At 63.1% G+C, this 24,549-nt stretch carries 28 protein-coding genes; 18 read left to right on the top strand and 10 right to left on the bottom strand.

What is annotated here, in order from left to right:
* Positions 1–249 precede the first annotated feature (249 nt).
* On the top strand, positions 250–480 hold the full coding sequence (locus NKJ28_RS24850; protein WP_156937349.1) for a hypothetical protein: 231 nt from the start codon (positions 250–252) through the stop codon (positions 478–480).
* A gap of 75 nt (positions 481–555) precedes the next feature.
* Here NKJ28_RS24850 and NKJ28_RS24855 read toward each other — a convergent pair whose 3' ends face one another.
* Positions 556–867 (bottom strand): hypothetical protein, encoded by a 312-nt coding sequence (locus tag NKJ28_RS24855; RefSeq protein WP_023677109.1) that lies wholly within the window; start codon positions 865–867, stop codon positions 556–558.
* Positions 868–1,175: 308 nt separating this feature from the next.
* Between NKJ28_RS24855 and NKJ28_RS24860 the strand changes: the two genes are divergently transcribed.
* Complete coding sequence (locus NKJ28_RS24860; protein WP_023677107.1) at positions 1,176–1,340, top strand: DUF3309 family protein; 165 nt, start codon at positions 1,176–1,178, stop codon at positions 1,338–1,340.
* A gap of 260 nt (positions 1,341–1,600) precedes the next feature.
* Here the strand turns inward: NKJ28_RS24860 and NKJ28_RS24865 are convergent, their stop codons facing one another.
* Complete coding sequence (locus NKJ28_RS24865) at positions 1,601–1,798, bottom strand: hypothetical protein (protein WP_292655400.1); 198 nt, start codon at positions 1,796–1,798, stop codon at positions 1,601–1,603.
* A gap of 558 nt (positions 1,799–2,356) precedes the next feature.
* Between NKJ28_RS24865 and NKJ28_RS24870 the strand changes: the two genes are divergently transcribed.
* Both NKJ28_RS24870 and NKJ28_RS24875 read left to right on the top strand, forming a co-directional pair.
* Positions 2,357–3,031: a Crp/Fnr family transcriptional regulator gene (locus NKJ28_RS24870; protein ID WP_502894902.1), complete on the top strand. Its 675-nt coding sequence runs from the start codon at positions 2,357–2,359 to the stop codon at positions 3,029–3,031.
* 169 nt (positions 3,032–3,200) lie between these two features.
* Positions 3,201–3,728 (top strand): YciE/YciF ferroxidase family protein, encoded by a 528-nt coding sequence (locus NKJ28_RS24875; protein ID WP_023677104.1) that lies wholly within the window; start codon positions 3,201–3,203, stop codon positions 3,726–3,728.
* A gap of 136 nt (positions 3,729–3,864) precedes the next feature.
* Here NKJ28_RS24875 and NKJ28_RS24880 read toward each other — a convergent pair whose 3' ends face one another.
* Positions 3,865–4,863 (bottom strand): ATP-dependent DNA ligase, encoded by a 999-nt coding sequence (locus NKJ28_RS24880; RefSeq protein ID WP_352637305.1) that lies wholly within the window; start codon positions 4,861–4,863, stop codon positions 3,865–3,867.
* 30 nt (positions 4,864–4,893) lie between these two features.
* Positions 4,894–5,061 (bottom strand): hypothetical protein, encoded by a 168-nt coding sequence (locus NKJ28_RS24885; RefSeq protein ID WP_023677102.1) that lies wholly within the window; start codon positions 5,059–5,061, stop codon positions 4,894–4,896.
* A gap of 226 nt (positions 5,062–5,287) precedes the next feature.
* On the opposite strand from NKJ28_RS24885, the gene NKJ28_RS24890 reads away from it, so the two are divergent.
* Positions 5,288–5,992, top strand: a complete 705-nt coding sequence (locus NKJ28_RS24890) for an MgtC/SapB family protein (RefSeq protein ID WP_352577685.1) — start codon at positions 5,288–5,290, stop codon at positions 5,990–5,992.
* Between the two features lie 202 nt (positions 5,993–6,194).
* Positions 6,195–7,457 (top strand): DUF763 domain-containing protein, encoded by a 1,263-nt coding sequence (locus tag NKJ28_RS24895; protein WP_352449581.1) that lies wholly within the window; start codon positions 6,195–6,197, stop codon positions 7,455–7,457.
* Positions 7,458–7,467: 10 nt separating this feature from the next.
* On the opposite strand, the gene NKJ28_RS24900 is transcribed toward NKJ28_RS24895, so the two are convergent.
* The 6 genes from NKJ28_RS24900 to NKJ28_RS24925 all read right to left on the bottom strand — a co-directional run bounded on the left by NKJ28_RS24900 (position 7,468) and on the right by NKJ28_RS24925 (position 12,473).
* Positions 7,468–7,911, bottom strand: a complete 444-nt coding sequence (locus NKJ28_RS24900) for a PPC domain-containing DNA-binding protein (protein WP_352637306.1) — start codon at positions 7,909–7,911, stop codon at positions 7,468–7,470.
* A 24-nt stretch (positions 7,912–7,935) separates the two neighbouring features.
* Positions 7,936–8,088, bottom strand: coding sequence for a peptide ABC transporter permease (locus NKJ28_RS24905; RefSeq protein ID WP_352457805.1), 153 nt, complete (start codon positions 8,086–8,088; stop codon positions 7,936–7,938).
* A gap of 201 nt (positions 8,089–8,289) precedes the next feature.
* Positions 8,290–10,005 (bottom strand): HAD family hydrolase, encoded by a 1,716-nt coding sequence (locus tag NKJ28_RS24910; protein WP_023677097.1) that lies wholly within the window; start codon positions 10,003–10,005, stop codon positions 8,290–8,292.
* Between the two features lie 4 nt (positions 10,006–10,009).
* Positions 10,010–10,981, bottom strand: coding sequence for an SDR family oxidoreductase (locus NKJ28_RS24915; RefSeq protein ID WP_352637307.1), 972 nt, complete (start codon positions 10,979–10,981; stop codon positions 10,010–10,012).
* Positions 10,982–11,030: 49 nt separating this feature from the next.
* On the bottom strand, positions 11,031–12,140 hold the full coding sequence (locus NKJ28_RS24920) for an FAD-dependent oxidoreductase (RefSeq protein ID WP_352571870.1): 1,110 nt from the start codon (positions 12,138–12,140) through the stop codon (positions 11,031–11,033).
* A 9-nt stretch (positions 12,141–12,149) separates the two neighbouring features.
* Entirely contained in the window at positions 12,150–12,473 is a 324-nt protein-coding gene (locus NKJ28_RS24925; protein ID WP_352571869.1) for a hypothetical protein, read from the bottom strand.
* 202 nt (positions 12,474–12,675) lie between these two features.
* Between NKJ28_RS24925 and NKJ28_RS24930 the strand changes: the two genes are divergently transcribed.
* Genes NKJ28_RS24930 through NKJ28_RS24985 form a run of 12 tightly spaced genes read left to right on the top strand, consistent with a single transcriptional unit; the run spans position 12,676 to position 24,547 of the window.
* Positions 12,676–13,332, top strand: coding sequence for a cytochrome c3 family protein (locus tag NKJ28_RS24930; protein WP_502902213.1), 657 nt, complete (start codon positions 12,676–12,678; stop codon positions 13,330–13,332).
* Positions 13,316–16,303: a TAT-variant-translocated molybdopterin oxidoreductase gene (locus NKJ28_RS24935; protein WP_352637311.1), complete on the top strand. Its 2,988-nt coding sequence runs from the start codon at positions 13,316–13,318 to the stop codon at positions 16,301–16,303. The genes NKJ28_RS24930 and NKJ28_RS24935 overlap by 17 nt, the downstream gene beginning before the upstream one ends.
* Positions 16,296–17,663 (top strand): NrfD/PsrC family molybdoenzyme membrane anchor subunit, encoded by a 1,368-nt coding sequence (nrfD, locus tag NKJ28_RS24940; protein WP_352571866.1) that lies wholly within the window; start codon positions 16,296–16,298, stop codon positions 17,661–17,663. Before NKJ28_RS24935 ends, nrfD begins: the two co-directional genes overlap by 8 nt.
* Positions 17,660–18,187, top strand: a complete 528-nt coding sequence (locus tag NKJ28_RS24945) for a DUF3341 domain-containing protein (RefSeq protein ID WP_352457813.1) — start codon at positions 17,660–17,662, stop codon at positions 18,185–18,187. The genes nrfD and NKJ28_RS24945 overlap by 4 nt, the downstream gene beginning before the upstream one ends.
* A gap of 2 nt (positions 18,188–18,189) precedes the next feature.
* Positions 18,190–18,723, top strand: a complete 534-nt coding sequence (locus NKJ28_RS24950) for a c-type cytochrome (RefSeq protein ID WP_352457837.1) — start codon at positions 18,190–18,192, stop codon at positions 18,721–18,723.
* Positions 18,720–19,868, top strand: a complete 1,149-nt coding sequence (locus tag NKJ28_RS24955) for a hypothetical protein (protein WP_352571865.1) — start codon at positions 18,720–18,722, stop codon at positions 19,866–19,868. The genes NKJ28_RS24950 and NKJ28_RS24955 overlap by 4 nt, the downstream gene beginning before the upstream one ends.
* Positions 19,861–20,313 carry a hypothetical protein gene (locus NKJ28_RS24960; RefSeq protein ID WP_023677086.1) on the top strand — a complete coding sequence of 151 codons (453 nt, stop codon included), beginning with the start codon at positions 19,861–19,863 and terminating at the stop codon, positions 20,311–20,313. The genes NKJ28_RS24955 and NKJ28_RS24960 overlap by 8 nt, the downstream gene beginning before the upstream one ends.
* On the top strand, positions 20,310–21,059 hold the full coding sequence (locus NKJ28_RS24965; protein WP_352457816.1) for an SCO family protein: 750 nt from the start codon (positions 20,310–20,312) through the stop codon (positions 21,057–21,059). Before NKJ28_RS24960 ends, NKJ28_RS24965 begins: the two co-directional genes overlap by 4 nt.
* Positions 21,056–22,027 carry a cytochrome c oxidase subunit II gene (gene coxB / locus NKJ28_RS24970; protein WP_352637312.1) on the top strand — a complete coding sequence of 324 codons (972 nt, stop codon included), beginning with the start codon at positions 21,056–21,058 and terminating at the stop codon, positions 22,025–22,027. The genes NKJ28_RS24965 and coxB overlap by 4 nt, the downstream gene beginning before the upstream one ends.
* On the top strand, positions 22,024–23,661 hold the full coding sequence (gene ctaD / locus NKJ28_RS24975; protein WP_352571862.1) for a cytochrome c oxidase subunit I: 1,638 nt from the start codon (positions 22,024–22,026) through the stop codon (positions 23,659–23,661). Before coxB ends, ctaD begins: the two co-directional genes overlap by 4 nt.
* Positions 23,658–24,296: a cytochrome c oxidase subunit 3 gene (locus NKJ28_RS24980; RefSeq protein ID WP_352571861.1), complete on the top strand. Its 639-nt coding sequence runs from the start codon at positions 23,658–23,660 to the stop codon at positions 24,294–24,296. Before ctaD ends, NKJ28_RS24980 begins: the two co-directional genes overlap by 4 nt.
* On the top strand, positions 24,293–24,547 hold the full coding sequence (locus NKJ28_RS24985; protein ID WP_023677081.1) for a cytochrome C oxidase subunit IV family protein: 255 nt from the start codon (positions 24,293–24,295) through the stop codon (positions 24,545–24,547). Before NKJ28_RS24980 ends, NKJ28_RS24985 begins: the two co-directional genes overlap by 4 nt.
* The last annotated feature ends 2 nt before the right edge of the window (positions 24,548–24,549 follow it).

A 24,549-nucleotide genomic window follows, 5' to 3' on the forward strand; every position in this document is an offset into this window, starting at 1 on the left:
TCGGGGGGTCGCCCCGCGGTTTGGTCCCCCCACCCTTGGCAACACCCCCCCTGGGGCGGGGTGTTGGCGGGGGGGGGGCGCCCACCCCCCCCACCACGCCAGACAATGGTTTGGAAACGCAAAACAAAAGACGCCGGCTGCGTCCTGCAAAGTGCAACGCAAGCCACGAGATCGTACGGAATCGTACAAGCTCTTTCGCTTTGCGGCAGTCTTGCTATCGTTGGCTGGGAGAGATGGGTGGAGGCTTCCGTGGGGCAGATCAAGTCGCCGCTAGGAATCGGTATTGACACCGACGCTGCCGTTCATACCATCATGGCCGACTATCATTCCGGCGACATTCTCTCGACCACCGTCGTCATAGCCGATTTGCGCAAACGCTTTCCCTGGTTCCGGCAAACCGACGAGGAGCTGGTTGGCTTCATCGTTCGGGCGCTGGACGGTCGGGATATCGCGGTCAGCTTCGACCACCGCGGCCGCTAGGCTGATTTTACGGCAAAACCAGCCGGCCGCGGAGCTTAAGCTCCGCGGCCTCGTCAGGCTGTGATAACCGGGCGCTTACTTGCCGCAGTGGTTGTCGTTCACCGTCGGCGCCATCGTGCCCGGAGCCTTGCCGGTCGCATCGGGCAGAGCCCCCTGCGGGCCCGGCGGGCAATTCCGGTCGGCATTCGAATTCGTCGTTGAGAAATCGCGAATGCTATTGGTGATGGTCGAATCCGTGCCGGTGTCAGGGCCGCCATTATCCGGGACTACGATCGTCCGCCCGCTACCGTCGGCAGCGGCTCCGGAAGGGTCGCCGACGTTCTGCGCCATCGCTGACGTAGCCAGACCGATCGTAAGCGCCGAAGCTGCGAGAATTTTCGTGAGCATGATGCTTCTCCTTTTTACGAGGGTCGTCGCGTTGCGACTACGAAAACAACCGTTCGGGCGAGCGAAGGTTCCGACAAATTTCCTATGAATTCAGCATGTTCTCAGGTGTTCAAGGTGGCCGCCATGCCATTCTCCGCGGGCACGCATCTGTGGACTTTTCTAACGGCACAGCCCGGCATTTTGCTCGCCGCATGAGCGTACGCCTTACCGTTCCGCCGGAACAGGAATGCTTCTTGCGAGTTCATACCTTTGTACGATGCGACGCGCTGATGCGAATGGCGGCAGCGCAAACAAGGAGAGCAGACATCATGGGCCTTGGAACCATTCTCATCATAATCTTGGTCCTTGCCTTGCTTGGCGGCTTCAGCGGCTTGGGCGGCGGACCGTTCTATGGCACCGGCTATTACGGTGGTGGCGGCCTCGGCCTGGTGCTGCTTATCGTCATTATCCTGGTCCTGCTTGGGCGCATTTGATGCACGTCGCGCAAAAGTGTGCAGCGGTTTTGTGATAGCGACATGCATAAAACAGGAACCTAAAGCGCATCGCATGAGGCCAGTCGAACGCGACGCGCCTTAGTGTCACGCTCGCGACAAAAACGCCTGCCGCTTGGTAACAAGCGCCGGGCGTTTTGGAGACAAGATTTCCATGATCCTTGGCCAACCAGGATCCCTGGCTAAAAAGGGCGACCCGGTGCCGAACCTTTCGGCACCGAGGACACCACCATAGCAGCAGCTTAGTGTTGGCGATCGGCGGCCAGCGCTTCTTTCAGATCGGCGCTGAGCACGCCTTCGTTGAACAGCGACATGATACGGGCGGCCAACCGCTCGCGGACAGGACTGTCGTCCGCAACACCCAACTCGCGGCAGCAGTCGTCGAGCGCTTTTTTCAGCACGCTCAGTTCGGCTGGAGTTGCTGCACCTTGCATCGACATGCCATCCTCCCTTGAAAAAGGGCGAAAGCGCGAAGCGTCTTTCAAGCGTCCACTCGCCATGTCTGTGTGGACGACTCCAATTCAATTAGCGCCGCTCTCGTCCAAACTCAATGTACGGAAATTACCAAACAGACAGTTTGGGAACGACTGCCTTGCACCTGCATTGTTGCTGCGATCCAACCCACCCCTCATTTGGATCATTGGGCGTAGCCCACGACGCCCGAATGGAGCCCGTTGCATCCCTCGCGACGGGCTCTTTCGCGTCCGGTGACCTCAATTGTCGTTTTCGTACCAAACCGTCTTTGGTACGTTTCCAACTCTAACTTTCAGTCGGATGTTTTCGTAGGCAAGCGGCAGGAGAAACTGTCGTGCATCGATTCATTTTTTTATTTAGTAGGCTCCATACCTTTCAGTGCCTATATGAGCGTTATCGTCCGCAGGTTATACCGGGCGCGGACGGCTGGGAGATAAAAAAGCTCTTGCCCTGTTTTGGGGCTAGCTATGTCTGATCCAGCAATTTCCAATAGAAATCGATACAGAAACAAGCTGTTGCGCCGGATGAGCGCCGGCGATTTCGCATCTCTCGAGCCGCACATCGAGCGCTGTTCACTGGAGTTACGGCAATCGCTCGAAGTGTCCGGATCCCCGATCGAGGCCATTTATTTCCTCGAGGACGGCATCGGTTCGGTGGTTGCGAAAATGCCGAACGGCAGCGATGCGGAAGTTGGCCTTGTCGGCTTGGAAGGTATGACCGGCTCGGCCCTGATAATGGGCGACGACCGTACGGTCCATGATTGCTATGTGCAGCTGGCGGGAGAAGCCGCCAGGATCGACGCCGAGCCGTTCAAGGCGGCGCTGACGCAAAGCCCGACGCTGCGGCTGTTCTTGCTGCGCTACGTGCAATATCTGCATGTCCAGACCGGCTATACGGCGCTGGTCAACGCGCGATCGAAACTTGAAGACCGGCTGGCGCGCTGGCTGCTCATGTGTGACGATCGGGTGGACGGCGGCCGGCTGACGATCACTCACGAATTCCTGTCGATCATGCTTGGCGTAAGGCGTCCGGGTGTCACGGTCGCGCTGCAGCTGCTCGAGGGGCGAGGGCTCATCCGGTCCCGCCGCGGCGAAATTATCATTCGCGATCGCGATGGTCTCGTCGCACTGGCGGATGGCGGCTACGGCCTGGCCGAGGCCGAATATACCCGCCTGGTCGAGCATATCGGCGAGCGCTGACGGCGCTTTCCTGGCCGATTGCTGCCGCAGGTCGAGGCCCCTTGCGACACTACACGGCGGGTCGGAAAAATTTTCAAAGCTCCCGGACCGTCAGGGAACTTGTTTCCCGTCGGAGGGTTATGGGACGCCTCTACTTTGCGAGGCGGCACCAACCATTCGGGAGAGGATCATGGCGACCACGAAAAAGGCCGCGAAGGCGGCAAGCAAGGGCCTTGAGGATCTGTTCCTCGACGGGCTCAAAGACCTCTACTACGCCGAGAAGAAGATACTGAAAGCGCTGCCTAAAATGGCCAAGGGCGCGGAGTCGGAAGAAGTGACCGCCGCCTTCGAGAAACACCGCATGGAAACCGAAGGACATGTCGACCGCCTGGAGGAGGTGTTCGAGAAGTTCGGCAAGCCGGCCCGTGGCAAGACCTGCCCGGCGATTGACGGCATTATCGAAGAGGGCTCGGAAGTGCTCGAGGAGTATAACGGTGCTCCCGCGCTCGACGCCGGGCTTGTCGGCGCGGCGCAGGCCGTCGAACATTACGAGATCGCTCGCTACGGCACTTTGATCGCGTGGGCGGAAGAACTCGGCAAGAGCGACGTTGTCGAGCTGCTCAGGGCAACTCTAAAGGAAGAGGTCGCGACCGACGAAGCGCTTTCCAAGCTCGGCGAAAGCGGTGTCAACGAACGCGCAATGCAAGAAGCCGCTTGATTTCAAAACCGCAACCGAGCCTCGGAAATGGTTGCCAAGGCTCGGTTGGCCGCGGTGAACCGGTGAATTCTGCATTGGTCTGTCATGAACGGTAGAGCGGGCAGCTAGAGCCTTGAAGCGGTGCATCGCTGCGGGCTTACTCGATCTGATCGAACGTGCATTGCCGGGGCTCTTTGTCCGGCCGCCAGCGCAACAGCTTGGTTCCGTGCCGGAACCGGTCGCCTGTCACATGGTCGAAACGAACCTCGACCACCAGTTCAGGCTTTATCGGCTCCCATTGTCCGCTGCGCTCCGTGCTCCAGCGGCTTGGCCCGCCCGGCGCCTTGCCGGTGAAACCCGGTTTGGCCCGCAGTTTTTCCAGCCGCCTGGTCAGCGTCGCGCGGTCGTCCTTGCCGATGGTCGAGGTGAACCCGACATGGTCCAGCCTGCCTTCGTTGTTGTAGAGGCCGAGCAGCAGGGATCCGACTTCGTTGCTGCCGGCGAGATAGCGAAAGCCGCCGACCACACAATCCGCAGTGCGCAGCCGCTTGACCTTGACCATGGCGCGCTCGCCGGGCCGGTATGGCCCGGCGATCAGTTTTGCAACGACACCGTCGGTCGAGCCATGGCCGGCGCCTTGCAGCCAGCGCTCGGCGGCAGCGGCGTCATGCGTATATTTGGACAGGTGCAGTTCGGGCCGTGCCGCCGACGCGACAAAGGCCTCAATCGCCTGCCTCCTGGTGGTGAGAGGCTCTTCGATGATGATCCCGCCGCCGGGTTCGGCCAGCATGTCGAACAGGACCAGCATGGCAGGCGTCTCGAGGCTCAACTTGCGGATCCTGCTTTCGGCGGGATGAAGGCGCATTTGCAGGGCCTCGAACGAGGACGATCCGTCGACCTCGATGACGATTTCGCCGTCGGCAACAAACCGCCGCGACCTCACATCGCGCAGCACCGCGACCAGTTCGGGAAAATAGCGGCCAAGCGGCTTGCCCGATTTTGCACGCAGATCGACGGCATCGTCGCCCTTGAACACGAGGCAGCGAAACCCGTCCCATTTCGGTTCGTACTGCCAAAGCCCGTCGCCGCCAGGAATTGCGTCGGCGGCTTTGGCTTCCATCGGACGAAGGTCGAGCGGCAACGGAAATGCGGTCATGGCTGGTCCGCGCCGCCGCTGAGGCATTCGCTACCGCCGTCGGCCATTCCCCTGCGCCCCGCTTTCCCGCCTCGGCACCTTGCGGCCGGTTTGGTCGGGTGAAGGCGACCGCGGATCGACCTCGTCGGACCCACCGATCTCCTTGGTGATGCGATAGGCCAGATAAGCGACGGCTCCGGCAAGCAGCAAGCGGACCATGACTGCAAATCCTTCGTTGGCGTGAACCCACCAACCCGCAGGCCGAAGGTTTTGTTCCGCCGCTGCCCATCGCCGGGGTGAATCGTCGGCGGCGCAACCAAAATCCAAGCGCATCGTTTGTTGCTTATCGACGAAAAGAATTTGCGATGAAGACGCTCTTGCCCTTGTTCGCTTTGACCCTGGCGCCATTCCTGGCCAGCAGCGCTTGGCCTGACGGGTGACCGCGATGCTCCTCGTTGTTCCGGTCTGGCAGGACATCGCGGCACGACTGCTTCTGACCGCGCTCGCCGGCCTGTTGATAGGCCTCAACCGCGAGGCGCGCGGGCACGCGGCGGGGCTACGCACCACCGTGCTGGTCGGATTGGCCGCCGCCATCACAATGATCCAGGCCAGTATTCTGCTCGAGACCGTTGGCAAGCACCCGGATTCGTTTGCATCGATGGACGTCTTGCGCTTTCCGCTGGGCGTGTTGACCGGCGTCGGCTTTATCGGCGGTGGCGCCATTCTTCGCCGCGGCAATCTTGTCAGCGGCGTCACCACGGCGGCCACATTGTGGGTGATGACGGCGATCGGATTGGCTTTCGGTGGTGGCCAATACGGCTTGGGCGCTGCCGGCACGGCGCTGACGCTGGCCACCTTGCTGGTCCTGAAATGGGTGGACCTTCGAATGTCGCGCGAACACCATGCCCAGTTGGCACTGACGTGGAAGGCCGCGGCTCGACAGGAGATCGATGCGCTCATCGGGCCGCTTGGCTACCAGGCACGCCTCGTCGCAATAGAGAGGCGCCCAGATCTCAAGGACCCTGTGTTCTCGTTCGAGATCAGTTGGAGGCGGCCCGACACTGGCGCACCGCCAATGGATCTGCTGGCATCGGTGGGCGAGCATTGCGAGATTCAAAAGTTTGATCTCCTCAGCGAGCCTGCCCGCTAGAGCGGTTCATCGTTTCACGGAAACGCCGAAACGCTCTATCTCTTTGTTTCTGCGCAATCCCGGACGGAAAACCGTTTCACACTTTTCCTGGAATTGCTCTAGCGGCTCGCAACGATCGCGGCCTGGAATCAGGCCATCGCTTCTTCGCGGCGCTTTCGATACCTATCTGTGGAGGCAGGACTCAAGGAGCAAGCAAAAGAGCGTGGCACAGCGATCGGGAAGTGCTGATCTTCCACTTCACGGCGGACGCGTGCCGAAATGGCTCGGCGACCGCATGACGCGGCTTGGCGCGGTCATGTGCGAGGCGATCATCCACCATTACGGCCGCGATGAGTTGCTGCGCCGGCTGGCGCATCCGTTCTGGTTCCAGTCCTTTGGCGCCGTAATGGGGATGGACTGGCACTCTTCCGGCATCACCACCAGCGTCGTCGGAGCGTTGAAGCGCGGTCTGTCGCCGCTTTCCGGCGAACTCGGCATCCACGTTTGCGGCGGCCGCGGCGCGCATTCGCGCAAGACCCCGCACGAGCTTGCCCTGATCGGCGAGCGTGTCGGCCTCGACGGGCAAGGCCTCGCGACTGCCAGCCGGCTTGTCGCCAAGGTGGACAGCGCCGCGGTCCAGGACGGTTTCGATCTCTATCTGCACGGCTTTATCGTCACCGACGACGGCAAGTGGGTGGTGGTGCAGCAGGGCATGAACGGCGACAGCAAGGTGGCGCGCCGCTATCACTGGCTGTCCGAAGGCCTGAAGAGCTTTGTCGACCAGCCGCATGCTGCCATCGAGGGCGCCAACCAGGGCGAGATCGTCAACCTGACCGACCGGCGCGCTGAAGCGTCGCGCCAGGGACAACTGGACCTTCTGCACGACCTTGGACCGGATCGCATCGTGAGGGAGCTTGCCGCTTTGGAGCGGGGTTCGGCGCCAGCGCCGGAGCCGGCACAAAAGCTGCTGCCGCATCTGGTGATGCCGGCGCACCACGATGTGCGCGAAAGCGACGTCGTCATGCGCCGCCTGCACGGCAACATCGCGGCGGCGGCCGAGCGCGGCCCGACAGATTTCGCCGGGCTTCTCCTGGTGCCCAATGTCGGCGCGCGCACGGTGCGGGCGCTGGCGCTGGTCGCCGAAGTCGTGCATGGCGCGCCGTGCCGTTTTTCCGATCCAGGCCGTTTCTCGCTGGCGCATGGCGGTAAGGACAGGCACCCGTTCCCCGTGCCGCTGAAGGTCTATGACGAGACGATCGGCGTGCTGAAGTCGGCTGTCCAGAAGGCCAGGCTCGGCCGTGACGAAGAGATCGGCGCGTTGCGGCGGCTGGACGACCAGTCGAGGCAGGTCGAGCGCTATGTCACCGGCCCAAGCCTGAAGGAAATCGTCGCCGGGGAGTTCGAGCAATCGCATCTGCTCGGCGGCCGCAGCGTCTTCGGTTGGGAGGTCGTACCCGAAACGGCCGCAGTCAAATCAACGAAGTGATCGGCTCGGATCAAGCCTCCAAGTCGATCAGGGCGACGCCGAGTTCGGGACGGTGCCTGCGGCGCAGATGGCCAGGCGTCTCCACCAATGTGACCTCGAGCGTCGGCCGCACGATGCCGTCCAGCAGATGACCGCCCCTCGTGGTGCCGTCACTCAATCCAAGGACTGCGTGGACGTGCAGGCTGGGCTTGCCGTCGTCGCCGATAGCAACATCGCCGATCGCGCTCAGCACTTCGCACTGTTCCCGGACGGGGATTTTCCGGTAGGTCCTTTCTCCAGGGTCGAACCAGCCGACGGTTGCGCTTTCGAAAGCGCCGAGCGCGGTCAGCGACGCGCCGCCGACGCCACGGTCGACTGCAAATGACGTCAGCTGCGCAAACGCCTCTTCGCCGGGATCAAGCACAACGACGAACGTTCTCTGTCCGGCGCTTTCGGCAACAAGCTGTGATTTCATGATTTCGCTCCAGCCGTCAGGAATTCAAATCCACCACACCAGCAATGCCAGCAAGACGAGACCCACTAGGCCGGCGATGAAAATGATCCGGCGCGCCCGCGTCCGCAGGATGATCTCGCCCTGCCGCGCCTGTTCCGCTGAAAAGACAGGACCATCCTTGTCCCGGTCGTTGCTCATCCATCGTCTCCTTTCGAGCAATTATTCAGCATTGAATAGATCTGGCGCCCGATAGAACACAATCTCGTTTGGCGGATGAGGTTCCACGATGGACCATCGACGGTTGGAACTGACTGGGACTCGGCCGTCTGCCGAGGTGGGACGGAGATCGACCACGAGGTGAACCCAGCCGGCTTGGGACCGGCTGGGCGCCGTTTGCATCTATTCCTTCGGCGCGGTCGCGGGCGCGGTATAGCGGCGGCGCACCGCGTCCAGGACGTGCTTGCGGCTCTCCTGCGCCGAAAGTGTGCCGTCTTTCTCCGCTTCGGCGGTTTCGCGCGCCAGTTCCTTGTCCCTGATCTGGTGGCGAAACCATTCGGAATAGTCGCCGGCGCGCAAATGATGTTCCCAGGTCCTGTCGTCGATGCCCTCGGCGATCTGGGCGAAAATCATCAGATTATGGGCGCGGAGGTTCATCGCATTGTCGGGGCCGCGGAAATAGAAGCTGCCCTTCTCGTCCAGCTGGCCCTCGGCATATTTGCGGCTGTGCCGCTTGAGCGATTGTCGCGGTTCGATCGGCTCGACCATGGCAGGTTTCTTGCGCGCCTGCGGCCGCCAGAACAGCACGCGCTCGTCTTTTGGAGAGTTCAGGTCCTTGTCCTTTGGCGGTTCGGTGCCGGTCTCGTGACAGAACGTCTTGATGACCTTTTTCGCCTTGGGGCCGAGTGCGATGACGGCGGTGACCAGCCGCAATGCCTCGGTTGAGATCGCGTCCGGATGAACCGTGATCAGGATCGTGCCCGGCAATTCCATGGCCAGCACCATTGGCGTGTCGTCGCGCCGCTTCGGCAAGAGGTGATGCGCCTCGTCGATGATCAGCCAGTGTGGTCGTGCCGTGCGGAAGCGAACACCGCCAAGGCCCGGCAGCAGGTCGGCAAAGAAGTCCGGCCGCTCGTTAACGCGCAGCGCCAGGCCATTGACGACCAGATTGTTGTCCGGCTTCTCCAGGAGATCGAGCAACTGCGTCTTCGTCGGCGCGTTCGAGCCGTCGCCCAGCCGGACGGCGCCTTCGAGACCGTCATAGTCGCCTTCCGGATCGAAGATGCAGAACTGGAACTTTCTCTCGACGAAGCGCTCCGTCAGTGCAGTCGCCAGGGTCGATTTGCCGATGCCGGAGCTGCCGGCGATCAGCACCGTATCGGTTGGCGACAGATACACCTCCTTGCCATCCTCCGAGCCAAGCAGAATGCCGTCGCGGTTCGGCACAAGCTCGCGATCGCGCTCGACCACCTTGGCGATCAGTTCCTCGACGCCTTTTCCGCGCGCGCCGCGTGTCACGAGATCCGCCGTATCCTTGACTGCCGGCAGTGCGTTGTCGACGGCCACGCTGAAGCCGCAGGCGCGCAGGAAGGCGTGGTCGTTTTCGGCGTCGCCGACACCGACGACGTTGTGCGGCGACAATCTGAGGTCCTGAAGCGCGGCTGTCAGCCCGGTCGCCTTGTTGATGCCGCTGGGCAGGATCATCACCGCGCCCTTGTTGAAGATGATTTCCAGCTCCAGCCCCAATTTCTTGATGACCTCGAGCGCGGTAGCCTGATGCGGTTCCCAGGTTGCGACGATCGAGCGTCCGACCGAAAGCGGTTTGACACCGCGTTTCCTGAGTTTGGCGATGAACTCGGGGGCGGGCGGCGGAGATATCGTCCGCTCCTCCTCGCTGGCCGGCGTGTAGATCAGCGCCCCGTTTTCCGCGACCACCTTGTCGAAGATCGCGACTTCGGGAAAGACGCGTTTCAGGTCGGGCAGCTCGCGCCCGGTGACGAGAATGAGTTTGCGGCCACTCTTCTTGAAGCGTTCAAGCGCCGCAAGCGTCTTCTCGGCAACGACCCCTTCATGCGCCAGCGTGCCGTCATAATCAGTGGCCAGGGCAATGAAATACATGCCGTCAATAGCCGCCCACGATCGGCAATATCTCGCCGGTGATGTAGCTCGAGCAGTGCGGCGAGGCGAGGAACACGTAGGCCGGCGCGATCTCCTCCGGCTGCGCCGGCCGTTTCATCGGCGTATCAGCGCCAAATTTCGAAACATCGCCGGCTTCCTTGTCCGAGGGGTTGAGCGGCGTCCAAACCGGGCCTGGCGCCACGGCGTTGACCCTTATGCCCTTGTCGACAAGGTTGCCCGAGAGCGCGCGGGTGAAGGCATGAATGCCGCCCTTGGTCATGGAGTAATCGACCAGTTGCTTCGAGCCCTCGATGCCGGTCACTGAACCGGTATTGATGATCGCCGAACCGGGTTTCATGTGCGGCACGGCCTCCTGCGCCATGTGGAAATAGCCGTAGAGGTTGGTCTTCAGCGTCGTATCGAAATGCTCCTCGGTCAGCTCGCTGAAATCGCTGGAATGGACCTGGAAAGCGGCATTGTTGACCAGCACGTCGATCCGCCCAAACTCCTGCACGATCTCAGCCACCGCGTTGTGGCAGTGGTTGCGTTCGCTGACGTCGGCCTTGATCAGGATGCAGCGCCGGCCTTCCGCTTCGACGGCCCTTTTGGTATCTTTGGCGTCCCTATCCTCCGAGAGATAGACGATCGCCACATCGGCGCCTTCACGCGCATATAGCACGGCCACCGCACGGCCGATGCCTGAATCGCCGCCGGTAATGACGGCCACTTTGCCGTCGAGCTTTTTCGATCCGATATAAAATGGCGCATCGTAAAGCGGCGCCGGCTCGATCGCCCATTCATGGCCCGGCTTCGGCTGGTGCTGCTCGGGGAAGGGCGGCTCGGGATATTTGCGGGCGCCGGCCTGCATGGCGCCTTTTTGCTTGCCATTGGATTTGGACTTGTCCTTCTCGTCGATACGGCGCTGGATATGCCGTTGCTTGGCGGCCTCGCCGGCGATTTCCGATTTCATCTGCATGGTCATCTCCCTGGCTTGAAACCCAACAACGCATATCCGGCGAAAAGGTTTATGCGACCACGTCATTCCTTGAGCCCGGCGACACGCTCAGCAGCGGCCGTTGCAGCAGCGGCAGATGGCCGACGACGCTGAAGGCCGCGTTCCTGACGCCTTGCATGATGCCGTTGTCCGATTGGGCCAGCGAGAGGATGCGCTCGCTGAGCGTGATCCACCGTTGCCCCACCGGGTGGCGTTCGCTTGTGTAGCCGGCAAGCGTGCCGTCGACGAAACGCCTGGCGAATGACGCGGCGTCCTCGATGCCGAGATTCATGCCGCGCGCGCCCAACGGCGAATGCACATGCGCGGCATCGCCTCCCAGGAAGACGCATGCGGTTTGATAGCGCGGCGCCTGTCGTACCGGAATATGGAAGCGGTCGGCCCGCAACAACCGCGTGATCCGGTAATTGCCGGGGATGCGCGCCAACGCATCCTCGCTGTTTGAAACCGCGCGATAGCGCTTCTCGCCGATCGGGATGACGAAACCGACGTCGCCGTTCCTGTGAAGAAATGCGTGGGCGGCCATCGGCTCATAGGGCCAATCGTCGATGTCGGCGTCGGCAATGCTCCATTGCCGCCGATGCGTGTAGCCATCGAAGCCGATGCCCATGGCATCACGCACGGTGCTTTGCGCACCGTCGGCTCCGAAGACAAGGTCGAAACTTGCCTCGTCACGGCCGTCTGGCGCCTCGATCCGCACCTCGGCGCGGCCTTTGTGCTCGGCCATGCCGACAAATGTGCTTCGCCATTCGACGTCGATGCCAAATCCCTTGAGCGTATCGGTCATCAGCGATTCGGTGTCGCGCTGCGGCAGCGACAGCAGGAAATTATGGCGGTGCGGCAGGATCGAGAAATCGATCTCGCCGAGCGCTCGTCCTTCGAAGTAGAAACGGGCTCGGCGAATTTTCAATCCTTCGGCGAGCAATCGGGCAGCGACTTTGGACGGTTCAAGGATGTCGAGGCTGTGCGAACTGATGCCGACCGCCTTGGCGAGCGGCGTCGGGCCTTCCTTGCGGTCGATGATGCGAGGTGCAATGCCGCGCCTTGCCAGTTCGACTGCCGCCGTCAGCCCGGTCGGGCCGGCGCCGACGATCAGGATGGAAGCGTCCCGCGAAGCCGTCATCGTCGGGCGTCAGCTTTTTGGCAGTGCGTAGGCAATGATGTCGTCGCCGATCCTGGTCTCCATGAAATGGTGGCCGCCGGGTGCAAGGGTCGCCAGCCAGGTCAGGACGTAAAGCCATACACCGGCGGCATTGCCGGCAAGCAGCAGGCTGCCGGCGGCCAGCAGGGCGATCCCGGCGGGCAGATAGTACCAGGATCCGCCCAGCGCGATCAGCCAGGCACCGCCCCCTCCGATCAGCAGGCCGAGGATCGTCAGCAGCGCGCCGACGAACATCGTCCACCAGAAGGCAACGCCGGACCGGCGGCGAATGGGATGGGGGTGGGGGATGGTCATGATGCTTATCCAGGTGAAACAGAACGTGACCTCATCCGAACGTATGGAGGGTTCGATGGTTTCCGGTCAGCCCGACCTGATGGGCCAGGGCGGGGTAACCATTCTGTGATCTCCGCTGCTCCAGCCGGAACTTACCCACGCAGCCGCAGTTAGGCACTTTGGGGGGTGAGTATGGTTTGCTGGATGCGAAATCGGCGAGGGGATGCCGCAGGTCTTTTCAAGGAGTGCCAACGGCATTTCACGCTTCGCTCTGTGGGGCGCGTGTTTCATGGCCATCTTTGCGGCTCTCGGCGGTACCGCCGTCTTGCGTTCGGACTTCGTCACCGGCGTTGGCCGGCCGTTGGCGCAACCAGTGCCGTTCAGCCACAGGCACCATGTCGGCGAGCTCGGCCTCGATTGCCGTTATTGCCATAGCGGCGTCGAGACTGCGTCATCGGCGGGTCTGCCGGCGACCGAGGTGTGCATGACCTGCCATTCGCAGCTGTTCACCAACGCGGACATGCTGGCGCCGATACGGGCAAGCCTTGCTTCCGGGCAGCCATTGCAGTGGCAGCAGGTGAACAGTGTCCCCGACTTCGTCTATTTCAATCATTCGATCCATATCGCTAAAGGCGTCGCCTGCGAGACGTGCCATGGCGAGGTCGACGACATGCCGCTGATGCGGCGGGCGCACGCACTATCGATGGAATGGTGCCTGGCATGCCATCGCGATCCCGAGCCTAATTTGCGTCCGCCGCAGGACGTGTTCCTGATGCTCTGGAAGCCACCGGCCGGCATCGCCGAAATCCGCCGGTCACTCATCAGCCTTCTCGATATCCACCCCGAGACCATGACCGACTGTTATGTCTGCCACCGCTGACAAACCGATCGCGGCTCCAGACATGGCCGGCCTGCGCGAACGGCTTTCGCCCGGCCCGGAGCTGTGGCGAAGCCTCGACGAGCTCGCCGATACGCCGGAATTCCGCCGCTTCGTCGATGCCGAATTTCCCTCGATCGCCGAGCGCATCCCGCGGCTCGACCGGCGCACGCTGCTGAAGCTGATGGGTGCATCGCTGACGCTGGCCGGGCTTGCCGCCTGCAGCCGGGCCGAAGACATCCTGCCTTATATCCGCCAGCCGGAAAACATCGTTCCCGGCAAGCCGCTTTATTACGCGACCACGCTTTCGAGCGATGGCTACGGTATCGGTGCGGTGGTCGAAAGCCATGAGGGCCGGCCGACCAAGGTGGAAGGCAATCCCGGCCATCCGGCCTCGCGCGGTGCGACGGACGCCATCATGCAGGCGGCGGTGCTGTCGCTTTTCGACCCAGATCGCTCGCGCATGCCGCTGAAACACGGCGAACCGGCGGCCTATGGCGACTTCCTTGCCGACATGGCCGAGCTCACCTCGCAGCTGGCCGGCTCAGGCGGTGCCGGCGCGGCGCTGCTGATCGAGGCGACGACCTCGCCCACCATGAAGGCGCAGCTCGAGGCGCTGCGCGCGCGCTACCCCAGGCTGAGGCTGTTCCAGCACGATCCCCTGGCAACGCCATCCGGCGCCGAAGCCACGCAGACTCTTTTCGGCAGGGCGCTTGCACCGGTCTACCGGTTCGATCGCGCCGACGCGATTGTCAGTCTCGACGCGGATTTCCTGGGCGAGGGCCCCGGCCGTCTCGCTTACGCCCGTGACTTTGCCGCGCGGCGTCGCGTGCGCCGGGCGGACGATACGATGAGCCGGGTCTATGCGGTGGAATCGACGCCGACGATCACCGGCGCTGCCGCCGATCACCGCAGGCCGGTGCGGCCGAGCGAGGTCGAAGCCGTCGCCGCGGCGCTGAGCGCGGTGCTTGGCGGCGAAGCGGCGCCAAGCGCCTTGGCACTGGACCCGGCCTGGTTGGCTGCCACTGCGGACGACCTGAAGGCGGCCGGCCGCTCGGCGCTGATCGTGCCGGGCGCCCATCAAACACCGTTCGTCCATGCCGCGGCTCTTGCCATGAATGCGCGGCTTGGTGCGCTTGGCAACACCGTGGAACTGATCGAGCCGCCCGACGCGATGCCCATCGAGGGCGACCTCGCTGCACTTTGCCAGGCGATCGCCGCGCGAGATATCGACACCGTTGTCATACTCGGCGCCAATCCTCTCCACACCGCACCTGCGGGGCTCGATGTCCGCGACGTGTTTTCGCAGCTGAAGCTTCTTGTCCACTGGGGTCTCTACCGCGACGAAACCGCCTTCGTCGCACACTGGCATGTCCCTGCTGCGCATGATCTCGAGAGTTGGAGTGACCTGCGCGCCCATGACGGAACCGCGTCGATCGTGCAGCCGCTGATCAGGCCGCTTTACCAGGGGCGGGCGGTGCATGAAATCCTGGCCGTGCTTGGCGGTGAATTAGCTGTTTCTGCGCTGCCGCTCGTCCGCCGGACATGGGCACAAACGACTTGGGCGCAAGCACTGGACGATCCCGCGTGGCGAAAGGCGCTTCGCGACGGCTTTGTATCCGGCAGTGCCAGCACTCCAGTCGATGTTGCGATGCCGGCGGATTTGCGCGGCCTGAACCCGCGCGTCGAAGCGGCCAAAGGCGTCGAAATCCGTTTCGTCGTCGATCCCTGGCTGCGCGACGGACGCAATGCCAACTCGTCCTGGCTGCAGGAATTGCCGCGGCCACTGAGCAAGATCGTCTGGGGCAATGCAGCGCTGATGTCGCCAGCGACGGCGGGGCGGCTTCAGGTGGAAAACGCCCGGGTCGTCAATATCGCCTCGAACGGCACGGACATCGATGCGCCGGTCTGGATCATGCCTGGCCATCCCGACGAGACCGTGACACTTGCTCTGGGCTTCGGCCGGAAGCTCGGTTCGGTGGCAGCACTCGCCGACGGCCACGACGCGTACAGGCTGCGAAGCCTCGAGGCTCCCTGGATCGTCTATGGCGCCACGGTCGCGCCGCGGGACGGCAGTGCGCGGGTCATCACCACGCAACACCATCAGGCGATGGAGGGCAGGGCGATCGTTCGCCATGCCTCGCTCGAGGCCTTCCGCAAAAATCCACACTTCGTGCGCGACGGCGCCCCGCCCGCGCCAACCGGATCGCTCTATCCCGACTGGCAATACAGCCAGGAAGCCTGGGGCATGTCGATCGACCAGTCGGCATGCATCGGCTGCATGGCTTGCGTTTCTGCCTGCCAGGCGGAAAACAACATCGCCACCGTCGGGCCGGACGAGTCGGCACTCGGCCGTGAGATGCATTGGCTGCGGATCGACCGCTACTACTCCGGCCCGCTCGACGATCCCGACGTCTTTTTCCAGCCGGTGCCTTGCATGCATTGTGAGAAGGCGCCGTGCGAGGTCGTCTGTCCGGTCAACGCCACCACCCACACCCATGACGGGCTGAACGCGCAGGTCTACAACCGCTGCATCGGCACGCGCTACTGCTCGCAGAACTGCCCCTACAAGGTGCGGCGCTTCAACTTCCTGGACTTCCAGGAATTCGACAAGGATGCGGCCGGACCGGAACAGGCCGCGCACAATCCAGACGTCAGCGTCCGTTCGCGCGGTGTGATGGAAAAATGCACCTACTGCGTCCAGCGCATTTCCGAAAAACGCATCAAGGCGCAGATCGAAAACCGCCACATCGCCGACGGCGAAGTGGTGACCGCCTGTCAGCAGGCCTGCCCGACACAGGCGATCGTTTTCGGGGACCTCAACAGCAAGGGCGCCGCTGTCGTGCAGGAAAAAGCAGCGCCGCAACACTACGCCTTGCTCGAGGACCTCAACACGCGACCCCGCACCACCTATCTCGGCAAGATCAGGAATATCAACGGCCGTCTCTCGCCAGGCGGGAAAGCCGATGGCTGAGGCTATTGCTGGAAAACCGGGCGCACTGCCCGTTCTGCGCGGCCGGCACGACCTTCCGGAGATCAGCGGCCGTATCAGTGCGATCGTCCTCGACGGCAGGCTGCCGCGCTATTTCTGGACCGCGTTTTTCGCCTGCTTCGTCTTCGTCCTCATCTTTCTCTATTCGATTACCTATCTGATCTCGGTCGGCGTTGGCGCCTATGGCGTCAACATTCCGGTTGTCTGGGGCACGATGATTGGCAATTTCGTCTGGTGGATTGGCATCGGCCATGCCGGCACGCTGATCTCGGCGGTGCTTCTGCTTCTGCGCCAACCATGGCGCGCCTCGATCAACCGCTTTGCCGAGGCGATGACGCTGTTTGCCGTGGCGATGGCGGGGCTTTTCCCGATCCTGCATCTCGGCCGCCCGTGGTTCTTCTACTGGCTGCTGCCGCTACCCAACACGCATATGCATTGGCCGCAATGGCGCAGCCCACTGGTCTGGGATTTCGCGGCGATCGCCACCTATGCCAGCGTTTCGCTGATGTTCTGGTATATGGGCCTGCTGCCCGATCTCGCCGTCCTGCGCGACCGGGCGAAATCGCGCCCGGCGCAGCTGTTCTACGGGATACTGGCGCTCGGCTGGCGCGGTTCGGCCTTTCATTGGGCGCGCTACCAGACGGTCTATTTCCTGATGGCGGCACTGGCCACGCCGCTGGTCGTCTCGGTGCATTCGATCGTCTCGCTCGACTTCACCTTCGCCATCACGCCGGGCTTCCATTCGACTATCTTTCCTCCCTATTTCGTTGCCGGCGCGCTGCTGTCCGGCTTCGCCATGGTGCTTACCATCGCCATCCCGCTGCGCTGGGCGTTTTCGGTCCAGGATCTGATCACGCCGCGGCACATGGACAATGCCGCCAAGCTGATGATCGCCGCCGGCATGATCGTCATCTACGGCTATGCCTCCGAGGCTTTCTTCGCCTGGTATTCGGGCGAAACCTATGAGCGCACGATGATGTGGCAGCGCGCCTTCGGACCTTATGCGCCGCTGTTCTGGACCATGCTCGCCTGCAACGGCGCTGTTTTGCAATTGCTCTGGTTCCGCCGGGTGCGCCTCAACATGGCGGTGCTGTTCGCCATTGCCCTGATCATCAATGTCGGCATGTGGGTCGAGCGCTACGTCATCGTCGTCACCGGGCCAAGCCGCGATTACCTGCCGTCGTCCTGGGGCGAACAATCACTGAGATGGCTCGACTTCGGCATCCTGTTCGGCTCGATCGGCACCTTCTTCGCATTGGTCTTCCTGTTCATCCGCGTCCTGCCGGCCATCACCATTTTCGAGGTCGAGGAGCTGGCCGGGGAGAGGGGCGGCGCAAGATGAGCCTTTACGGCGTCATTGCGGCTTTCGCCGATCCCGAAGCGCTGACCGAGGCGGTCCGCACCATGCGGGCGCGCGGCTACCGGCGCATGGACGCGTTCTCGCCGTTCCATGTGCATGGGCTGGCCGACATGCTCGGCATGCGCAAGACGCGCTTGCCATGGGCCATCCTTGGCGGCGCCGTCGCCGGCGCGGTGTTTGTCTATGGCCTGATCCTCTATTCGGTCGAGATCGATTTTCCGCTCAATGTCGGCGGCCGGCCGCTGCATTCCTGGCCGGCCTTTCTCGTCATCGCCTTCGAGGCCGCGATACTTGGCGCTGCGCTGGCCGCATTCTTCGGCATGCTGGCCGCCAATCGCCTGCCCGAATATTACCACCCGGTCTTCAACGCCACGAGCTTCACCTATGCGCGCGGCGGCAAGTTCTATCTGCTCGTCGAGGCCGCCGATCCGAAGTTCCGCAAGGGCGTGACCAAGGGCCAGCTGACACGGCTCGGCGCCGAAACCGTCGAGGAGGTGGAGGCGTGAACATGCGCACGATCCTGCTGTCGGCAGCCTTGCTGGTCGCCGGCTGCCGGCAGGACATGGAGGACCAGCCGCGCTACGATCCGCTCGAAAGCAGCAACCAATTCGCCGACGGCATGTCGGCGCGGGCGCCGGTCGAGGACACAGTCGCACGCGATGCCGATCTTTCGCCGGTACCCGACACTTTTCCCTATCCGGTCACGATGACGCTGCTGCGGCGAGGCCAGCAACGCTTCGACATCTTCTGTTCGCCTTGCCACGGCCGCGCCGGCGACGGCCACGGCATGATCGTCGAGCGGGGCTTTCCGGCGCCGCCGACCTATCACCAGGACGCGTTGCGCAAGGCGAGCGACAGGCATTTCTACGACGTCATCAGCAACGGCTATGGCGCCATGTATTCCTACGCGGCGCGTGTCCCGCCTGCCGACCGCTGGGCGATCGTCGCCTATATCCGCGCCCTGCAATATTCGCGCGATGCACCAATTGCCGAGCTGCCGGAAAGCCTCCGCGCCGAGCTCAATGCGGAGCCGGATCGATGATGCGGGCGATGATGCGGCTTGCCGCCGAACGTTTGATTCTGCCGGCGCTTGCTGTGGCCGCCGTCGGACTTGTGCTTTGCGCCACGGGATTGGCCTTCGACTTCAGAGCCACATTGGCCGGCTGGCTGCCTGCGGCGCTCTTCCTGCTCGGCCTGCCGCTCGGGGCGCTGACCATCCTGATCGTGCATGGGCTGACCGGCGGCCGCTGGGGCGAGGCAATCCGCCAGCCGCTGCGCGCTCTCGTCGCGACGCTGCCGCTGGCGCTGCTTCTGCTGCTGCCGGTTCTGCTCAGGCTCGACCTGGTCTTTCCCTGGGCGAGTGCCGACGCGGCTGCATTGCCCGAGACGGTGCGCCAGAAATTCTCTTATCTGAACGTTCCGTTCTTTTTGCTGCGCTTTGCCGCCTGCGCCGCGATCTGGCTGGTGGTGGCGTGGCGCGTGCTTGACTGGACAACGACCGATAGCGGCCGTGGCAGCGCCGGCCGCGGCAAGGCCTATGCCGCTGGATTGATTGCGCATGGGCTGGCGGTCACGATCTTTGCCATCGATTGGATGCTCTCGCTTGAGCCGGAGTTCTCCTCGACCATCTATGCGCTGCTGGAAGCGTCCGCCGAAGTCGTTGGCGCTTACGCCCTGGCGATGACGGTACTGTGCGTGAACCGCTCGATCGAGGTCATGCCGGGCGGCGAGGAGGATGTCGCGCTCGGCGAGGATTTGGCCAACATGCTGTTCGGCTTCGTGTTGCTCTGGACTTACCTGTCGTTCATGCAATGGCTGGTGACCTGGGGCGGCGACCTGCCGAACGAGATCCGTTGGTACCTCATCCGCAGCAGCAATGGCTGGCAGTATCTGCTCTGGCTGCTGATTGCGCTGCAATTCGCGGTCCCCTTTGCCGGGCTGCTCAGCCGGGATCTGAAGCGCAGCCATGCCGGCCTGCTGTCGATCTGCGGCATCGTGCTGGCCGGCCACTACGTCGATGTCCTCTGGCGGATCAGACCGCCGTTGGCGGACGGTAATGTGATCGCATTCTGGTACGATCTTGCCGCGCTGGCAGGAGCTGGCGGCCTCTGGCTTGCGCTGCTGCTTTTCGCGCTTGGCCGGCCGGACCGGATCGCCCTCTGGTGCCGGAGGCCGGTCCATGGCTAGGGCAGCCCGCCATCCCGAAACGCGCGACGTCTGGCCGGGCGCGCTGCTTGCCTTCGCGGCCGGCCTGCTGCTGCTCCTGGCCGCAACAGTCATCGTCCTCGGGCTCGTCTTCGACACCAGGCCGTTCGGGCCGCTGCCGGGGCCATCATCGGTCGGCAACCGGGCCAGTCCAGCCTTGCAGCGCTTTCCAGAAGACGACCTCGCTGCCTTCCGCAAGGCGGAGGAGCAGGAGCTGAACAAGGTCGGCTGGGTCGACCGCACCGCCGGCATTGCCCGCATTCCGATCGAGGACGCCATGTGGGCGATCGTCAGCCATGGTTTGCCGAACTGGGGGCAGCCGGCGCCGGCCGCCGGCGCCGACTGCCGATTGGTCGAGGCCGAGATACCACGCGCGCCACAGGCCGCGCGCTGCCGGACCGCGCCAGGCCAGGGAGGCCGGCCGTGAAGGCCTGGCTAACCGCTTTTTCCCTTCTCGCGGCACTGCCGGCCATGGCTTTCGCACGCCCGGCCTTCGATCCCGAGATCGGCGCGCAGCTCAGCCTCGACCGGGTGTTTCGCGATGCGTCCGGCGAGCAGCGCACGATCGGCCAAATGCTTGCCGGCCGGCCGGCGCTGCTGATTTTCGGCTACGACAAATGCCCGAACCTTTGTGGTGTGACCCAACAGGCGGTCGCCTCGGATTTGAAAAAGACCTCGCTCGACCCCGACACCTATCGCGCTTTGTTCGTCTCGATCGATGCCGCCGACACGCCCGAAGATGCGGGCGATGCGCAAGCCACGGTCGCCGCGGCGGCCGACGCGAGGAACCTGTCGGCGTGGCGGTTCCTGACCAGTGCCGACGGCGCCGGCGGCGCCCTTGCCGCGGAAGCCGGCATCAGTTTCGACACCCGCGCCAGGATCGACCAATTCGCCCATCCGATCGCGGTCATCGCGCTGACGCCAAAAGGCCGGATAGCGCAGGTGCTGCCGGCGCTGAGCTTCACGCCGCGCGATCTTGAGCTTGCCCTTGTCGAGGCATCTTCCGGCAGGCTCGGCTCGATCGCCGATCATGTCTTCCTGCTCTGCGCCGGCTTCGATGCGTCCAAGGGGCGATATACGCCGGCGATCTGGGCTGCGTTGAAGCTCGCCAGCATCGTCATGGTGGTGGGGTTGGCGACGGCCATACTGCTGGCGCGCGGGAGGCGGGCGTGAGCTTCGGCATCCGGTTTTTCCCGCAGGAAGCCTCGTCCATCGCAGGCAGCGTCGATGCCTTGTTCTACACATTGCTGGCTTTCTCACTCGCGCTCGGCCTGTTCCTGACCGTTCTCGTTGTCGGCTACGCCGTCAAATATCGTATCGGCTCCGCAGCCGACCGTACAGGGGCGCGTGCCCGCAGCCTGCCGCTGGAGATGACGTGGACCATTGCCAGCCTGGTGATGGCCTTCATCTTCTTCGGCTGGGGCGCAGTCCTTTTTGTCCGGCGCGACCGTCCGCCACCGGACGCCGTCGAGATCGCCGGCCTCGGCAAGCAATGGATGTGGGAATTCCGCCATCCCGGCGGCCAGCGCGAGATCAACGAGCTGCACGTGCCGGTCGGCAAGGCGGTGGTGGTGTCGCTGGCATCACAGGACGTCATCCACTCCTTCTACGTGCCAGCCTTTCGGGTCAAGCAGGATGCCGTTCCCGGACGCACGGCCAATGTCTGGTTCATCGCCACGCAGCCGGGGCGTTATCACCTGTTCTGCGCCGAATATTGCGGCACGCAGCATTCCGAGATGGGCGGCTGGGTGACGGTGCTGGCGCCGGAGCAATATGCATCATGGCTCGGCAGTCAAGGTGAAGGCGAAAGCCTTGCCACGAGCGGCGGGAAACTGTTCCGCGCGCTCGGCTGCTCCGGCTGTCACGGCAATTCCAGCAAGGTGCGGGCGCCCGGCCTCGATGGGGTTTTCGGCCAGCCGGTGGCGTTGGCCAACCGGCAGACGGTCATCGCCGACGAACGCTATCTGCGCGATTCGATCCTTGTCCCGAACAAGGAAATCGCCGCCGGCTACCAGCCGGTGATGCCGAGCTTCGACGGTCTCGTTGACGAAGCCGAACTGCAGATGCTGATGGCCTATCTCAAATCCCTATCGCTCCAATCTCCCTCGTTACCGGCGGCAAAAAACGAGGCGCCGCAATGAGCAGCGATTTGGCGTCGGCAAGCTATCTCGCAGAAGGTGCCGGGCCGCGCTCCTGGCTGCTGACAACCGACCACAAACGGGTGGCGTGGCTCTATTTCGTCTCGCTGACGGCCTTCTTCTTCCTCGGCGGAACCTTTGCCGTGCTGATGCGCATCGAGCTTGCGACGCCGGCCGGCGACCTGGTCTCCGACGATGTCTACAACCGGCTGTTTTCGCTGCACGGCATCATCATGGTGTGGTTCTTCCTGGTGCCGTCGATCCCGGCAACGCTCGGCAATTTCCTGCTGCCGCTGATGATCGGCGCGCGCGACCTCGCCTTTCCCCGGCTCAACCTGGCAAGCTGGTACGTCTTCATGTTCGGCAGCCTGTTCGCGCTCGCCTCGGTGGTTTTGGGCGGCGTCGACACCGGCTGGACCTTCTACACGCCGCTGTCGACGCTCTATGCCAACGGGTTTGTCTCGACCGCGGCATTCGGCGTTTTCATCGTCGGCTTTTCGACGATCATGACCGGCATCAATTTCATCGTCACCGTCCACACCTTGCGAGCGCCTGGCCTCACCTGGTTCCGGCTGCCGATCTTCGTCTGGACCCTGTACGCCACCAGCCTGGTGATGGTGCTGGCGACGCCGGTGCTTGCAGCATCGCTGATCCTCATCGTGCTGGAGCGCGTCTTCGGCATCGGCATCTTCAATCCCGCCCTCGGCGGCGATCCGCTGCTGTTCCAGCATCTGTTCTGGTTCTACTCGCACCCCGCCGTCTACATCATGATCCTGCCAGGTATGGGAGTGGTCTCGGAAGTGCTGCCTTGCTTTAGCCGCCGGCCGCTGTTCGGCTACAAGGCCGTCGCCCTGGCTTCGATGGCGATCGCCGTCTTCGGCTTTCTCGTCTGGGGCCACCACATGTTCGTCAGCGGGCAGTCGGCCTATGCCGGCGTGGTGTTTTCGTTCCTGTCCTTCTGCGTCGCGATCCCATCGGCGATAAAGGTCTTCAACTGGAGCCTGACGCTGCGCAAGGGCGAAATCAGCTTCGAGACGCCGATGCTTTATGCGCTGTTCTTCCTGGCATTGTTCACCTTCGGCGGGCTGGCCGGCCTTTTCCTTGCCGCGCTCGCCATCGACGTCCACGTTCACGACACCTATTTCGTCGTCGCCCATTTCCACTACATCATGGTCGGCGGCATGGTGACCGCCTACATGGCAGGGCTGCATTTCTGGTGGCCGAAACTCACCGGCCGAATGTATTCGGAGGTTTGGGGGCGTATAGCCGCGGCGGTCACCTTCATAGGCTTCAACCTGACCTTTTTTCCGCAATATGTGCTCGGCTTTCTGGGCATGCCGCGGCGCTACCATACCTATCCGCCGGAATTCGCTTTCTGGCACATCCTGTCGTCGGCAGGCGCCGTGGTGCTGGCGATCGGCTATCTGATGCCGCTCCTCTACTTGGCATGGTCGCTGTTTCGAGGCGCGCAGGCGCCGGCCAATCCGTGGCGAGCGACCGGGTTGGAATGGCAAACAAGCTCGCCGCCGCCAGCGCATAATTTCGATCGCATGCCGACCGTCACCAGACCAGCCTACGACTATCCGATGAAAGGCCTGACCGAGAAACGGTCGGACCCGGTGGAGGATCTGGTTTGAAGTCACCAACGACAAGCATCGCCTTCGACCGGCCGGCTCGCGAAACGGCAGCCGACAGCTTTGCCATGTGGGTGTTCATCGGCTCCGAGGTGATGCTGTTCGGCGCCATCCTGCTCGTCTTCATGTTTGCCCGGTTGAGTTATGGCGACGCCTTCGCCGGGGCGGCGAAGCATCTGTCGCTGCCGTTGGGCACGGCCAACACCGTCGTCCTGATCACCAGCAGTTTCGCTGTGGCGCTCGCCCATATGTACACGGCCGCGCGGCGATGGCGCGCCGCTGGCTGGGCATTGGCTGCGACGGCGCTGCTCGGCGTCGTCTTCCTGGCGATCAAGGCGACGGAGTACGCCAGGGAATTCAGCGAAGGGCTGGCGCCGGTGCTCGGCGCACCTTTCATCTATAAGGGCCCGGATCCTGTTCATGCCGAATTCTTCTTCGGCCTCTATTTCGCGATGACGTCACTGCACGCCTTGCATCTGATTTGCGGCGTAATCGTCATCGGCGGCATCCTCGCGCTGTGGCCACGCACGATCGAGGCCAGCCGGTTCCGGCGCGTGCAGGCAATCGGCCTCTATTGGCATTTCGTCGATATCGTCTGGGTCTTCCTGTTCCCCGTCCTCTATCTGATCAACAGATGAGCGAGTTCCGCAAACTCACGCTTGCTTATATCGGGCTTTTAGCCTTGCTGGCCCTGACCGTCGGCTCGTCCTTCCTCGCGCTCGGCGGCTTCAATTCGGCACTCAATCTGGTGATCGCCGCGGCCAAGACCGCCGTCATCGCCATCCTGTTCATGCATCTGGCCAGCGACGGCGTCCTGCCGCGTCTTGCGGTCGCTGCTGCCGGGTTTTGGCTGATGATCCTGTTCGGGCTGACGCTGATCGGACAATAGGC

The sequence above is a fragment of the Mesorhizobium sp. M0145 genome, from assembly GCF_040322355.1.
In the GTDB taxonomy this organism is placed as follows: domain Bacteria; phylum Pseudomonadota; class Alphaproteobacteria; order Rhizobiales; family Rhizobiaceae; genus Mesorhizobium.